We start from the raw sequence: 15061 nt of genomic DNA, 5'->3' as shown, positions 1-15061 counted from the left end.
AGTTGCGTTTGTGTAATTTTGCTGTCAAACATTTACACATATGGAATCAACTACACACGATGTAATTATTATAGGTGGAAGCTATGCCGGTTTGCAGGCCGCTATGACGCTGGGACGTTCGCTACGTAAAGTATTAGTGGTTGACGGCGGTAAACCATGTAACCGTCAAACGCCACACTCGCATAATTTTTTAACACACGATGGACATACCCCGGCTCAAATAGCGGCCGAGGCTAAAGCGCAACTGGCTGCATATCCTACATTAGAATTTTTAGAAGACACAGCAAGCAGCGCTGTTAAAAACGCAGATTTGTTTGAGATTAGCACTATATTTGGCCGTAAATTCAATGCAAGGAAGCTATTGTTTGCAACCGGAATTGCCGATGTGATGCCTAATATTAAAGGCTTCGTCGAATGTTGGGGAATTACGGTTATCCACTGCCCTTATTGTCATGGCTACGAGGTTCGCGGACAAGCAACCGGTGTTTTTGGCAATGGTGATGGAGGGTACGAATACGTGAAAATGATTAGCCACTGGGCAGGCGGGGTAACGTTATTTACCAACGGTGCATCAACCTTAACAGATGAACAAACATCTAAGCTAAAATCACACCAAATTAACATTATAGAAACACCTGTTGCCGAAGTTGTGCATCAAAATGGCATAATAACTAATGTAAAATTAGCCGATGGTAGCAAACTGCCTTTAGCTGCTTTATATGCACATTTGCCATTTAAGCAACACTGCGAACTGCCCATGTTATTAGGTTGCGAATTGACCGAAAGTGGTCACATTAAAAACGATGGCTTTGGCAAAACCAATGTTAATGGTGTGTATGCCGCGGGAGATTGTGTTGACCCGTTACGTTCGGTGGCCAGTGCGGTGCGTGGCGGAATGGCAGCGGCCGCGTTTATTAATAAAGAATTGATTAATGAAGATTTTTAATTTAAAGGCTCTTTTAATATTAATACTGCTTGCTGCTTTTGCCGGTTGCCAGTCGCATTACGCGCTGGTAAAATCGGGGAGGGGGGAGTACCATATGGATAGTACGTTAGCAGTTGATTCGGGAGTAATAAAAACTTATTTGCCTTACAAGCAGAAAATGGAAGCCCAAATGAACGCTGTTTTAGGCCAAAGTGCTATTGCAATGCCCAAAAGTGATTCGGCCGAGACCTATTTAGGCAATTTTTATGCGGATGCCACAGCAGCCGAGGCACGTAAAATAGCGAGCTTTGATTTTGCTATACCTACCACCAAAGGTGGTTTGCGTTATGCTATACCTAAAGGGAATGTTACGCTGGATAATATATTTGAGCTGATGCCTTTTGAAAATGAACTGGTGTTGCTCAAACTCAAAGGTACTGATGTACAGCAATTGCTCAATTTTATTGCGGCCAGTGGGGGCCAGCCGGTAAACGGTTTACGAATGACAATTAAAAACAGGCAACCTGCCGAAATTATCATCAACGGCAGCCTCTTTAACCCAAATAGAACCTACACTGTACTTACATCAGATTACCTGGCCAATGGTGGCGATAATACCAAAGGCATGGCAACGCCTGTTGAACGCAAAAATATTGGTTTGCGCGTGCGCGATGCGCTAATTAACTACGTAAAACAACAAACCGCAGCCGGTAAAACTATAAATGTGCAATTAGATGGAAGAATTACAAAAAACTAACCGCAGGCAGTTTATAAAAGCCGGTAGCATAATTGCGGCCTCGGCGGCATTGAGCGCTTATTCGTTAGATGCTTTGGCGGCAGGTGATGTGCAGCGTTTAACCATTTTGCATACCAATGATGTGCATAGCCGCATTGAACCGTTCCCGATGGATGGTTCGAAGTTTCAGGGCTTAGGCGGCGCTGCAAGGCGTTCGGCATTAATCAAAAAGATACGTTTCGAGCAGGATAACGTGCTCTTGCTGGATGCCGGTGATATATTTCAGGGAACGCCATATTTTAACCTTTTTGGCGGTGAATTAGAACTGAAGCTGATGAGCGAGATGGGCTATGATGCAGCCACAATGGGTAACCATGATTTTGACAACGGTATTGAAGGTTTTTACAAGCAACTGCCCAATGCTAACTTCCCGATATTATTGAGCAATTATGATTTCAGTAATACCGTAATGAACAAATCAACTCTGCCTTACAAAGTTTTCAATAAAAAAGGTTTAAAGGTAGGTGTGTTTGGTTTAGGCATTGAACTGGCCGGGTTAGTTGACCCACGCAACTACAAAGAAACCGTATACCTCGATCCTATAAAAAAGGGTAATGAAACGGCATCGATACTTAAGAATGAATTGAATTGCGATTTGGTGATATGCCTTTCGCATTTAGGTTACTCGTACAAAGAAAATAAGGTATCAGATAAAGTACTGGCAGCTCAAACCCGCAATATCGACCTTGTTATTGGTGGCCATACGCATACGTTTTTAGACCAGCCTGCGGATATTAAAAATCTCGACGGGCAAATAACTACCATAAGCCAGGTAGGCTGGGCCGGTATTAATTTAGGCCGTATAGATTATTATTTTGAGAAACGTAGCGGTAAGAAAACTAAGCAAGCTTCGCAATATCAAATTACGAATACTATTTAATTTTAGTCAATTTTGATAACTGCTGTATCGCAAATGTAGGTGGGCACAATACCTGTGGAAGATATGGCTGTTTCGGCATCTTCGGGTTTAACATTGCCCGAAAACACCAGAACGGTATCTAAGCCAAATTTGTTGCCACCCAAAATATCGGTATGAAGAGTGTCACCCACCATAAGGATGTCCTTTTTGCTGATCTCCATCTTTTCGCGCACCAAATCGTAAGCAAACATAAACATCTGTGAATCGGGCTTGCCAAAGCGAATGAATCTTTTACCCACCACATGTTCGATCATATTAGCTAACGCGCCCACGGCTATAGCTACATCGTTCATGTTGAGCGGATAGGCAAAATCGGTATTGGCCACTATAGCCGGAATATTTCTTTTGCGCAACAGGTTAACCGCTTTGTTCAGATCGCTAAACCAGTTAAAACCTTCATCATCCATAAATACTAAACCGTTTACCTGATTGATGTTTTCATCTGTAATATCACGTACGGGTATAGTATGCAATCCCGCATTTTCAATATAGTGAGCCGAATCATCGGTTCCTAAAAATGCTACGCTACCGCCATCCACCTTTAAATCGAGATACTCTTTAGCCAGCATACCCGATGATATGATTTTATCGGCTGTGATCATCTCTAAACCCAGCTTTACAAACGAAGCTGCCAGCTGCTGCGGACTACGCGAGGCATCGTTAGTTACAATGTAGTATTCCTTTTGATTGGCTTCGAGATAATCAAACGTATCGCGCATGCCTGGTACCAGTCCCCAGTAGTTTTTAATTACCCCAAATGAGTCGAAAAAAATTACTTTGTAACGATCGGCTATGCTTTTAAAATCAGTAGTTTTTATCATAGGTATGAGCTGCAAAACCAAAACTGTTATTTCGAGGAACGAGAAATCTTTTCAAAGCGATTAGCTGATCGGTTCTAAAAGATCTCTCACTATCGTACGAGATGACAATTTGGAGTAATTATCACTTCAACTTCAACGCCTTCAGTATCACTTCGGCATCAAAATCGCGTTCTACCGATGGCAGGTAAATATCATAGGCTTCCTGCTGTAGTTTTACCGCATACTGCTCATGAAAAAAGTGCTTGCCATCTTTTATAACGTAATTTAATATAAAAAAGCGATATGCTTCTTTCATAAAATATACTTCGTTAACGGTAAGCGGGTTATGCTTGTGGTATTCTTCCAAAAACTGTATGAAACGCTTCTCTGTTAACGTGGTAATGTAATAGCTAAATACGGTACGGTCGCCCACATCAGATATCACACGGCTGAAAAAGTAAAAATCCATGATACGGTTAGTCATCCTGAACCAATCGTAATCCCAGCGCGAGTAGAGTTCCTGTTTGTGCGTTACCGAAAAATTGCCAATGTTCCAGTCAATAAATACCGGTATAGTTTCAAAAGTATTGGCGGCGTATTTAGCACGGCCTTTCAGGTATTTATCGCAATGGTAGCGTAGTTGGTCAACCTGGCTGCGGGTGCCAAACCTGCTTTCATCTTCATTAATCTGATCGAGCAGGTTATTAATATCCGTCCGCATCGTTTTCGATGATTTGGGAATCACCTTGCTGGCCCTTGCACAAGCCTTATGAAACTTGGCTGTTTGCTGCGCAAATTTTTTAATATGGTTGTCCTCTAAACGGCGTGGCAGGCGTTCCATAATACGGGTTGGATTGTAAAACACAACCCATGCATCCATACCTCCACCACGATGGCGATAAATGTAAACCCGGTTATTTTTGAGTAACGATTTAGCCAGGAAGTTTTCGTACGGATACAACAGGTTATTACTCAGGCTGTGTATAATACGGTGATCTTCTTTAAAGTAATCGTACTTGCCAAAGCTCGATAGCTTGGCAATTACAATATCATCATCTTCAAAAGTTAGCCTGAATACTAAATTGGTTGATACATTGGCGCTGATGTCGTCAATGCTGCGGATAATTTTTGAGGCATCGTATCCTTCCCATGCTTTTCTTACGATTTGCCTGCTTAATTCGTGGTCCATAATTGGTTTTAAAATTTGCTGTGGTCAGCAGCAAATCATCATATAATTTCAAAATAACGTTTCAACTCCCAGTCGGTAACGTGGCGGCTAAACTGACGCCATTCCCAAATGCGGGTGTTGGTAAAATGCTCGGTAAAAACATCGCCAAACAACTCCTTAGCCACCGCCGAGTTTTTCATGGTTGTGGCTGCTTCATAAAGGTTGGCGGCTATACTACCGTTGCTTTTATAATTGTAGCCATTTCCATCAACGGGCGGCAATGTTAAGGGTAATTTATGTTTTATACCATACAAACCTGATGCCAGTGCGGCCGATAATGCCAAATAGGGATTACTATCCGCTCCAGGTATGCGGGTTTCCAATCGGGTATAATCATGCGAGTGGTTTAATACGCGTAGTGCCGTTGTGCGGTTATCAATTCCCCAGGTAATAGTGGTTGGTGCCCAGGCTCCCTCAACTAAACGTTTGTAGCTGTTAATTGTAGGTGCGTACATGGGTATAATGTGTGGCAGACAATAAAGCTGACCGGCCAGGTAATGCTTCATCAAATCGCTCATGTTGTGCTCATCGGCCTCGTTGTAAAATAAGTTGGTAGTTTTGTTCATGTCCCATAAGCTTTGATGTACATGTCCGCTGCATCCGGGTAAATTGTGGCTCCATTTGGCCATGAAGGTGGCCACTATACCGTGTTTAGATGCAATTTCTTTAATTGCATTTTTTAATAAGGCGGCTTTGTCAGCAGCGGCAACAACATGGTCGTGTATAATGGCCGCTTCGTATACCCCGGGACCTGTTTCGGTATGCAAACCTTCAATGGGAATACCAAATTCTTCGAGCAGGTTTATCAAATCGAAATAAAAATCGCTTTGCTGCGATAAACGAAGCATAGAATAGCCGAACATGCCCGGCGTAAGCGGTTCCATATTGGTAAAGCCTTTTTGCTCTAATGATTTGGGCGTTTCGCTAAAGTTGAACCATTCAAATTCCTGCGCAAACTCAGGGTGGTAGCCCATATCGGTACATTGTTGAGCTATGTGCTTGAGCAATGTGCGCGGGCATGGAACCTGTTCGTTGCCGTCTCCACTAAAATCTCCCAAAAAGAATGGGATACTATTTTGCCAGGGTATGGTGCGAAAAGTAGATAAATCAATACGGCAGGGTTTATCAGGGTAGCCGGTATGCCAGCCGGTTACCTGCACATTATCATAACCTTCATCATCACTGTCCCAGCCAAAAACTACATCACAAAAGCCGTAGCCATCGGTTAAGCCCGCTTCAAACTTTTTACGGTGAATTACTTTTCCGCGTAAAATACCGTCTATATCGGCAAAAGCAAATTTGATATGGTGTATATTATTTTGGCTTAAATACTGGAGTATCTGCTGTTTATCCATAATGGGTGTAAGGTTACGCTTAAACGCAATTTAAGTATACGTAGTAATATAGCCAAAAGATTTAATGCTGTTGCTTTTATTGGTATGGTGATTTTTTAAAATTAAGGTTAATTATCGGTATGGTTATTGTTTTAATAGTGATGAAGATGCTTGGCTGTTTTAAAAAAGCAACAGAGTTTCTTCAAAATGATATTGTAAATCTAAAAATGAAACTATCATGAAAAATCAAGAAAATGTAAACAACAACGGACAAGGTTCTTCAACTGCCGACCGTAAATTTGCCAACCAACGCGAAGTGCAAAAATCAAAAGGTGTTAGTAACAGCGGTGGACAACCATCATTTGTAACCTCAAACAAAGATAACGACCGTGGACAACGCGGAAAAAAATCATAAGCAATGCTTATAATTTAATAAAAAAGCCATCTTCAGGATGGCTTTTTTGTTTGTACTTTATTTTTAATTAAATTTGTTGACGAGATTTGATGTTGCCGAAATAACATTTACGGTTACAACAAATTTAAATGGTATACGTAAAAGCAAGTAGTTATTACCCTATATTTACGGTACTGCAGCAATGCCCCTGTTGAGATTTGTGCTATTGATTTTACTGGTGCTTAACCTTACTTATGGTTCGGTAAAAGCACAACCTGCCGCTTCTTTGCCGGCAGTATCGCACAATAATGCCCTCACCATTGCTGATTACGATAAACTGGTAAAACGGTATAGGTACTCCAAACCCGATTCGGCTACTTTTTTTGCTAAACAAGCTATCGCTCTCGCTCAAAAAACTAATGATTTAAATGGCTATGCCATGATGCTTAATCATTTGGGCATGATTGATGATAACCTGGGCGAATTTGATGCTTCGAAATTGAAGTATATGGAAGCGTTAGCAATGTACCGCAAAAAGAAGAATGCAGTAGGCGAAGCTGCTATCATCATTCGTTTGGGCGTGGTAGAGCTACGTAAAGGAAATTATGATAAAGCAATAGGCTATTTTCTTCGCTCTTTAGAAGTTGCCGAACGCAGTAACAATATGCCGGGCAAAATGGAGGCTTACCTTACAGTTGCCGAGGGATATGTTGGCCAACGCAAATTTGATGTTGCTTTAAAATACCTCAATATTGCCGAAGGCATTAATCAAACTATTCCGTTTTCAAATCTTTCTCTCAATATTTACAACAATTACGGTATCATTTACCGCGAGTTGGGTATAGACGAAAAGGCAAAAGCTTACCTTGAAAAAGGTATTGCGCTAAGCGATGTGCCACAATATCAGGGACTAAATATTACGCTAACTAATAACCTGGCTAAGGTTTATAATAAGGAAGGCAATAAAAACAAGTCCATCCAACTGCAAAAAGAAGCGTTAACTAAAGCCCGCAAAATACAGAACTATTTGCGCGAGTTTCAAACCCTTACCGGTTTGGGCGATACCTACGGAGCCTTAAACGCCAAACAAGCCATATACTACTTTAAACAGGCATTGGAGTTAGTGCGAGAAAAAGGTGCCCATAAGCAGGAAATTGAAGTTTTAAGCCGCCTGGCCGACCTTTATAAATCTCAACGTAATTTTGAAGCAGCATTGCTCATGAAAGAGCAGCAAAATGCGTTAGCAGATAGTTTCTTTTATAAGAACATGGCTAAGCAAGTAGTTAGCTTACAATCTGATTATGAGCTTTATAAATCAAATGCACGTGTTAGTGCCCTTAAATTAGAAAACACCCGCCAAAAGCTTGAATCTAAAATTTATGTAGGGTTAAGTGCTGCCTGTGTATTAATAATAGGGGTGGTTGGCTACAACTTTTATCGTAGCCGCAAACTTAACAGATTGCTTAACCAGGCTAACAACAGTTTGGAAGAGTCAAATAATGTTAAGGATAAACTATTTTCGGTTTTAGCGCACGATTTGCGTACCCCATTTGCATCTGTGATAGATTTAATGTTTTTACTGGAGGATGAAGACATTGAGCCAGCCGAACGAATTATGCTGGTTAAAAAAATTACTGCTGCCAGCAACGTATCATTAGAAACCCTGAATATGTTACTTAAATGGGGCGAAATGCAGCTAAATGGTGTACGCCTTAACAGCATGATCGTGGAACCTAAGCAAGCCATAGCACGCGTTGTGGACCTGATAACCGCTAATGCCGATAAAAAGCGGATAACCATTCTTGATAAAGTTGTTGATAATATGGCTATCACTGTGGACCCTAATCATTTTGAGTTTATAGTGCGTAACCTGCTTGCCAATGCGGTTAAATTTACGGCGTCGGGAGGTGTGGTGATTATTGATGCTGAGGTTAGTTATAAAGCATCGGAGGTGATATTTTCGATTACTGATAATGGAGTGGGCATAAAGCCTGAGCGTATTGCAAGGCTTTTTAATGTTGGTAATGCCAGTACTAAAGGTACCCATAATGAAACGGGTACCAGTTTAGGCCTGGTAATGTGTAAAGAATTTATCGACCTTAATAAGGGCTGTATTTGGGTAGAAAGTGAAGTGAACAAAGGTTCAACCTTCTATTTTGCGCTCCCTCTATTTAAAGTTACCGTACCGGGCTTACCTGTCAATTTACCCGATGCTAAGGCAAGCAGCGCCAATATTTAATTTATAGCTACCACTACCTGAGCCGTATTTCGGCTGGTTTGTTCTAACAAAACCTTCTTGCCTTCAGTTAATTGTTTAAGCACTTCTGGTTCGTAGTGGCGCAAGGTAATCAATTCGAGCGCGCTATTGTATTTTACGTTAAACTCCTGGTTAAGCTGACTTAAAAGTTTTTCAAACCGTTCCTCAACTAAATCAAAGCACACCGACAGGCTTAGGGCCGATGTTTGCAGTAGGTTTATTTTTACCTGATTTTGAGCAAACAGTTGATATACCTTGCTTAGGATGTTTTCAGAAATAAAGGAATGGTCTTTAGACGATACTGATACCAATACCTGATTTTGCTTAATAATGATAATTGCTTTTGCAAACTGCTGATTAGCCGTTTCACAAATACGGGTCCCGGGTGCATCAGGATTGCCAAATGGTTTTACCAGTAGCGGTATACCTGCATTTTGCAACGGTTTTATGGTTTTCGGGTGAATAACCGTAGCTCCATAGTAGGTCATCTCCATAGCCTCGGTGTACGATAGCTCGTCGAATTTTACGGTATCTTGAAAAATTTTAGGATCGGCATTCAGTACACCGGGAACATCTTTCCAGGTGGTAACAGATTGGGCTTGTAAACATGCTGCAAATATAGATGCCGTGTAGTCCGAACCTTCACGTCCCAGCGTGGTGGTAAAGTTTTCAGATGTTCCGCCTAAAAAACCTTGTGTTACCACGATGTTTTTGCTCAGCATGCCCGGAATTTCGGCCTGAATGTTGGCGCTGGTTTTATCCCAATCCACGGTGCCCTCGCGGTAGGTATTATCGGTGTGAATATAGCCACGTACATCCAGCCATTTGCTGTTAAGCCCGGTTTGTGCCAGGTAAGCGTTAACTATTCGGGTTGAAAGTAATTCACCTACTGATACCAGCTGGTCATAAATAAAATCATACGTATCAACCGGCTCATCCTCCAGCATCCAGTCAATCTCCACAAAAGTATTGTTCACTTCATCAAACACCGGGTGCCCATCTTCAAACAGTTGGTGCATAATGGTGTAGTGATATTGCTTTACTTCTTCGTAAAGTTCATGCACATCATCAGCATGGTTGAAATATGCTTTAGCCAGTTTTTCTAACGCGTTGGTGGTTTTACCCATGGCCGATACCACAATGAGCAATTGCTCATGCGCATACTTTTGCACCACATGGGCTAAATTGGCAACTCCGGCAGCATCTTTAACTGATGCGCCTCCAAACTTAAATACCAGCATTTATTCTTGAGTATATCGGGCTGTAACCGTTCCGGGTTTCAGCAATGTTTTAATTTGTTCGTAAGGGATCTCTAAACTGGTTTGACCTGCGGCATAGGGCTTAATTTCATACTGGTTGTACAAAAACTTAATACCTATGGGCGTAATCAAAAAGTTCTGATTAAGGCTGAACTTTGCATCTTTAAAGAAGTAATTATCAGCCAGTGAAGCAGTCTCACTCAGGTTTTCCTGCTTACGGAATATTTTTTCGGCAATTTTATTAATCTCTGCCTCGTAACCGGGTTTAAAAATATCGTTCAGTAATAGCTTCTTTTTAGCCGTAACATCCCAGTTAAGGTAGCGTATTAAGGTAGCGCCATGTGCTCCACCGGTATATTGGTAGCCATTATACTCTAAGCCAATTAAGCTGCTATCCTGGCGTATAATATTTACTTTACTATCTAACTCAAAAAACGCAGGAGATGTTGGATTTTGCTTTTTAAAGTCTTTATAATCCTGTAAAAACTGCCAGGCTAAACGCTGTAAACCGGCAATGCCTTTTTGCTTATCGAGTAATGTAGCCAAACCATTAACCACAGTATCATTAAGCAGGGGCTGGTTATCAAACGCAGGATATTTAAATTTTATCGTGGTACAGGCGCTATCGGGCTTGCCCGCACAATCATCGGCTTTTGCGTTTACCGTTTTAAACTGATAGGTGAGGGTGTCTTGCCACACATCGGGTTTTAGTGAGGTACTCTTACCATTTGTACAGGCGGTCACACTTGCTCCAATTGCGGCTATCAGTAATAAATGTTTTGCGTTCATAACTTATAATTAAGTATCTGCTCGGTTGTTAATGAAGCATTGAGCCAACCGGCCTCTAAACCTGCTTCGTACTTTTTATAAAATTTTATAGCTGGTTCGTTCCAGTCAAGTACCTGCCAGGTCATACCGTTATAGCCTAATTCGCGGGCCTCCTGTATCATTCGGTTAAACAACATTTTGCCTATGCCTCTTCCTCGCATTACCTCGGTCACAATAAGGTCTTCCAGGTAAAGACGGCTGCCTTTCCATGTTGAGTAACGAACATAATACAGCGCAAAGCCAACTATAAAATTATCAACCTCTACAACAAATGCTTTCCAAACTGGTTTGGCACCAAAGCCAGCTTCCTCAAAATGCTCAAGGGAAACGGTTACTTCCTGCGGGGCACGTTCAAATATTGCCAACTCTTTTATCAATTCCAGTAAACGCGGGCAATCTTGCTTGCGGGCTACTCTTAAATGTGCTTTCATAACTAAGTTTAGGCCTCTTCCTGATTATTTTCTTCGTTTGAAGACTTGGTAAACTTATCTCCTTTAATGTGCGCAGGTGCTGCGTATACCCGGTCGCCAAAAATTGTGCTACCTAAACGCACCATGGTGCTGCCTTGCTCAATGGCAATTCTATAGTCGCTCGACATACCCATCGATAGCGTGTCAAAACTATCCTCTTTCCTGAAATAGCTTTGCGTAATGCCGTCAAAAAATGTATCTAATTCATAAAACTCTTCTTTAATCTGCTTTTCACTATCAGTATTAGTGGCAATACCCATAAGGCCGCGTAGGCGAATGTTTTTCAACTGGGCAAATTCTTCCGAGCGTAAAAGTTCAATCACCTCATCAAATCCTAAGCCGTATTTAGTTTCTTCGTCGGCAATATAAACCTGTAACAGGCAGTCAATTACCCGTTTATTTTTCTCAGCATGTTTATTGATCTCCTGAAGCAATTTCAAACTATCAACCGACTGAATTAGACTGATGAAAGGTGCTATGTATTTAACCTTATTGGTTTGCAGGTGCCCAACCAAATGCCATTCAATGTCTTTAGGTAAGGCTTCATGCTTTTCTACCAACTCCTGCACCTGGTTTTCGCCAAAAATGCGCTGACCTGCATTGTAAGCCTCTTGGATGTCACTTACTGGCTTGGTTTTAGACACTGCAACCAGGGTTACACTAACCTTATCAAGTTCGCGTTTAACACTATTAATATTATCGGTAATGCTCATTTATTGCGTAAATTTGCTCATTAAAATAAAGAATCATAAGCAACACTTAACATCTCCAAAAAGAGGTGTATCTGCACCCTCCCTTACGGGGAGGGCCGGGGTGGGGCCTTTGAGCCTGCTAAATTACAGAATGCGTATATATAAAGTCTTGTTTTTTTTAGTGCCCGTTATTTTGCTGGCAGCATGTAAACCCGGCAGGCCCGATGGTATACTCAGTCCAAAGCAAATGGTGCCCCTGTTAGTTGATGTGCATTTGGTTGATGGAAACCTGGCTAATGTGGCTCAAATGCCCGATAGTTTATTTAAATATGGTTTCAACCAGTATGATGCCGTGTTTAAGCAGCATAAAACCGATAGTGTTCAATTTAAAAAGAGCTTTGCCTGGTACGCAAACGAGCCCGACCAACTGTACGAAGTTTATGTAAAAGTAACTGACATATTGAAAGCCAAAAGCGACTCGTCGTTAAAAGTGATAGCTAAAGCGGATTCGTTAGAGCGGGTTAAGCAAACTAAAATTATGGCGGCCAAGGCTAAAAAAATGGCCGACTCGGTAAAGAAGGCCGAGAAGCGTAAAAATGATTCGATTGCCAAAACCAGCAAAGGAAAGGCCGACTTGATACGTAAAAAGCTGAAGACAGATAGTGTCGCCAAAAAACAAAAAACGAAAGTTATATAATGTTATATCCTGATAATAGTGCTGATAAGTTAGGTTTTACCGAAGTAAAGGAACTGATAAAAGCGCACTGCCTGAGCGTTATGGGCCAGCAAATGGTTGATAAAATTCAGGTGATGAATAATTACGACCAGATACACAAGTTTCTGAGTCAGGCAAACGAGTTTAAGAATATACTGCTAAATGATGCGGCGCTGCCCATCAATAATTTTTATGATATAAAAACTCTGGCCAACAAAGTTAGGTTGGAGGGGGCTTTTTTAAGTGAAGAAGAATTTTTCCAGATACAAACCTCACTAACTACCGTATTTGCGGTAATAGGCTACTTTAACGAGCGCGAAGGCCAATACACTAACCTCGAAGCCCTGTTTGAACACTTGCCTATCGAGAAAACTATCCTCAAAAAGATAGATATGGTGTTGGATGCTAAGGGCAAGATACGCCCCAATGCATCGCGCGAGTTGCAGGAAATTACTTCGGGCATGAGTAAAGCCGAGCAAGAAGCCCGTCGCAAAATTGACCAAATATTTAAAAGCGCCAGTTCAAACGGCTGGACGGCCGACGGATCATTAACCATACGCGACGGCCGTTTGTGTATTCCTTTACTGGCCGAAAACAAGCGTAAACTCAAAGGTTTTATCCATGATGAATCGGCCACGGGGCAAACCGTTTACATGGAGCCCGAGGAGGTTTTTACGCTCAACAACCGCATCCGCGATCTGGAGTTTGAGCGCCGCCGCGAAATTGTTAAAATACTCACCCAGCTAACCGACGAACTACGCCCGTATGTGCCGCTGTTGCTATCGTACCACGGCTTGCTAACCAAGCTTGATTTTGTACGTGCAAAAGCTCTGTTTGCAATTGATATTGAGGCGGGTATGCCAGCGGTGGTTAACGAAGCCCGATTTAATTTAATTAATGCCCGTCACCCGTTATTGTTCCTGAGCTTTAAGAAAGAGCAAAAATCGGTTGTACCGCTTAACGTGCGCATTGATGAGGGGGTGCGCATCATAACTGTATCGGGGCCTAATGCCGGTGGTAAATCGGTTTGTATGAAAACCGTGGGGTTATTGCAAATGATGGTACAGGCCGGCTTGCTTATCCCGGCTGATCCAAGTAGTACTGCAGGGGTATTTAAGCAATTGTTTGTAGATATAGGCGACGACCAGTCTATCGAGAGTGATTTAAGTACATACAGTGCACATTTGAGTAAAATGAAGCACTTTGTAGAGATGGCCAACGGCAAAACCATGATCCTGATAGATGAGTTTGGTACCGGTACCGACCCGCAGTTTGGCGGCCCAATTGCCGAAGCCGTACTCGAATCGCTCAACCATAAAAAGGTAAGGGGCATGGTAACTACACACTACTCAAACCTTAAAATATTTTCGAGTAATACAGAGGGTATCGAGAATGCTTCGATGCTGTTTGATAACGTGCAGATGAAACCGCTTTACCAATTAGAGGTGGGTAAGCCGGGCAGTTCGTATGCATTTGAAATTGCACAGAAAATTGGTTTGCCGCCGCAGGTACTTAGTTTGGCTAAAAATAAAATTAGTGATGGCCAGAAAAAGGTAGATACTCTTTTGATTGATTTAGAGCGCGAGAAAAAGGAGATATACGACACCAAAGTACAACTTAACCGCCAGCAAAAGCGTGTTGATGACCTGTTGGCCGAAAACGAAAAGCTTAAAAACTACCTCGAAGAAAATCAACGCGCTCTTATTAAAGATGCCAAACAGCAGGCTAAGGATATAATCATCAATGCCAACAAGCTGGTTGAAAATACCATTGCCGAAATAAAAAGCAATCAGGCCGATAAAGAGAAGACCCGTGCTCTACGCGAAAACCTTAGCCGAGAGGTACAGAAGAATACGATTAAAACAGAAACCACCGCTGCCAAACAAGCCGCCGATGAAGAAATAAAAGTAGGCGATTGGGTAAAGCTAACCGACACGAGTACCACGGGTCAGGTAATTGAAATTGCAAAAGACAATATCATTATAGCCATTGGCGATTTACGTACTGTAGCCAAGCGCAAACGAGTAGAAAAGGTATCGCGTAAAGAAGTTCCGAAGGAAATTCGACGTGCCGGCACAAGTGCATCATCAACCAGTGATATGGCAGGTTTTAGCCCTGAAATTGATGTGCGCGGTATGCGCGGAGAAGATGCCATTCATGCTATTGAAAAACTTTTAGACCGCGCTATAATGATGAGTTTTGGTAATCTGAGGATCATCCATGGCAAAGGCGATGGCATTTTACGAAAACTAATACGCGGCTATCTAAAAAAATACAACGAAGTAAGCCATATGGAAGACGAGCACCCGGACAGGGGTGGTGATGGTATTACCTATGTTTATTTGAAATAGAGATATTTTAAATAAACCGGATAATAATAGCATAAAAAAAGCAGCATCCCTATTTTAGGTTTGCTGCTTTTTTTGTGCCAAATGCCAAAAACT

Annotated in this window: 14 protein-coding genes; 7 read left to right on the top strand and 7 right to left on the bottom strand. The window is 41.8% G+C overall.

Annotated features, from left to right (window positions below):
* Window positions 1-40 precede the first annotated feature (40 nt).
* The 3 genes from QE417_RS05755 to QE417_RS05745 are packed head-to-tail and all read left to right on the top strand — an operon-like array spanning window position 41 to window position 2601.
* Window positions 41-946, top strand: a complete 906-nt coding sequence (locus QE417_RS05755; RefSeq protein ID WP_311948231.1) for an NAD(P)/FAD-dependent oxidoreductase — start codon at window positions 41-43, stop codon at window positions 944-946.
* Entirely contained in the window at window positions 933-1682 is a 750-nt protein-coding gene (locus QE417_RS05750; RefSeq protein ID WP_311948230.1) for a 5'-nucleotidase, read from the top strand. The genes QE417_RS05755 and QE417_RS05750 overlap by 14 nt, the downstream gene beginning before the upstream one ends.
* On the top strand, window positions 1660-2601 hold the full coding sequence (locus tag QE417_RS05745) for a metallophosphatase (RefSeq protein WP_311948229.1): 942 nt from the start codon (window positions 1660-1662) through the stop codon (window positions 2599-2601). The genes QE417_RS05750 and QE417_RS05745 overlap by 23 nt, the downstream gene beginning before the upstream one ends.
* 2 nt (window positions 2602-2603) lie before the next feature.
* On the opposite strand, the gene QE417_RS05740 is transcribed toward QE417_RS05745, so the two are convergent.
* From QE417_RS05740 to QE417_RS05730, 3 genes are all read right to left on the bottom strand, one after another.
* On the bottom strand, window positions 2604-3461 hold the full coding sequence (locus tag QE417_RS05740) for an HAD-IIA family hydrolase (protein WP_311948228.1): 858 nt from the start codon (window positions 3459-3461) through the stop codon (window positions 2604-2606).
* Between the two features lie 121 nt (window positions 3462-3582).
* Window positions 3583-4629 (bottom strand): hypothetical protein, encoded by a 1047-nt coding sequence (locus tag QE417_RS05735; protein WP_311948225.1) that lies wholly within the window; start codon window positions 4627-4629, stop codon window positions 3583-3585.
* 38 nt (window positions 4630-4667) lie between these two features.
* Window positions 4668-6023: a glutamine synthetase family protein gene (locus QE417_RS05730; RefSeq protein WP_311948224.1), complete on the bottom strand. Its 1356-nt coding sequence runs from the start codon at window positions 6021-6023 to the stop codon at window positions 4668-4670.
* A 217-nt stretch (window positions 6024-6240) separates the two neighbouring features.
* Here QE417_RS05730 and QE417_RS05725 point away from each other — a divergent pair, with 217 nt between their 5' ends.
* Window positions 6241-6417 carry a hypothetical protein gene (locus QE417_RS05725; protein WP_311948222.1) on the top strand — a complete coding sequence of 59 codons (177 nt, stop codon included), beginning with the start codon at window positions 6241-6243 and terminating at the stop codon, window positions 6415-6417.
* A 181-nt stretch (window positions 6418-6598) separates the two neighbouring features.
* The gene (locus tag QE417_RS05720; protein ID WP_311948220.1) at window positions 6599-8635 is read left to right on the top strand and encodes a tetratricopeptide repeat-containing sensor histidine kinase; all 2037 of its coding nucleotides are present in this window, start codon (window positions 6599-6601) and stop codon (window positions 8633-8635) included.
* Here QE417_RS05720 and QE417_RS05715 read toward each other — a convergent pair.
* Genes QE417_RS05715 through QE417_RS05700 form a run of 4 tightly spaced genes read right to left on the bottom strand, consistent with a single transcriptional unit; the run spans window position 8632 to window position 11923 of the window.
* Window positions 8632-9894 (bottom strand): aspartate kinase, encoded by a 1263-nt coding sequence (locus tag QE417_RS05715; RefSeq protein WP_311948218.1) that lies wholly within the window; start codon window positions 9892-9894, stop codon window positions 8632-8634. The two genes, QE417_RS05720 and QE417_RS05715, sit on opposite strands and share 4 nt — an antisense overlap.
* The gene (locus tag QE417_RS05710) at window positions 9895-10701 is read right to left on the bottom strand and encodes a DUF3298 and DUF4163 domain-containing protein (protein WP_311948217.1); all 807 of its coding nucleotides are present in this window, start codon (window positions 10699-10701) and stop codon (window positions 9895-9897) included.
* A complete protein-coding gene (locus tag QE417_RS05705; RefSeq protein ID WP_311948215.1) occupies window positions 10698-11171 on the bottom strand; it encodes a GNAT family N-acetyltransferase in 474 nt (157 codons plus the stop codon). The genes QE417_RS05710 and QE417_RS05705 overlap by 4 nt, the downstream gene beginning before the upstream one ends.
* A gap of 8 nt (window positions 11172-11179) precedes the next feature.
* Entirely contained in the window at window positions 11180-11923 is a 744-nt protein-coding gene (locus QE417_RS05700; RefSeq protein WP_311948213.1) for a YggS family pyridoxal phosphate-dependent enzyme, read from the bottom strand.
* 130 nt (window positions 11924-12053) lie between these two features.
* On the opposite strand from QE417_RS05700, the gene QE417_RS05695 reads away from it, so the two are divergent.
* The gene (locus QE417_RS05695) at window positions 12054-12599 is read left to right on the top strand and encodes a DUF4296 domain-containing protein (protein WP_311948211.1); all 546 of its coding nucleotides are present in this window, start codon (window positions 12054-12056) and stop codon (window positions 12597-12599) included.
* Window positions 12599-14968 (top strand): endonuclease MutS2, encoded by a 2370-nt coding sequence (locus QE417_RS05690; RefSeq protein ID WP_311948209.1) that lies wholly within the window; start codon window positions 12599-12601, stop codon window positions 14966-14968. The genes QE417_RS05695 and QE417_RS05690 overlap by 1 nt, the downstream gene beginning before the upstream one ends.
* Window positions 14969-15061 lie beyond the last annotated feature (93 nt).

The organism is Mucilaginibacter terrae, assembly GCF_031951985.1.
GTDB classification, from domain to species: Bacteria; Bacteroidota; Bacteroidia; order Sphingobacteriales; family Sphingobacteriaceae; genus Mucilaginibacter; species Mucilaginibacter terrae_A.
This window is presented reverse-complemented; position numbering and strand designations above follow the sequence as displayed.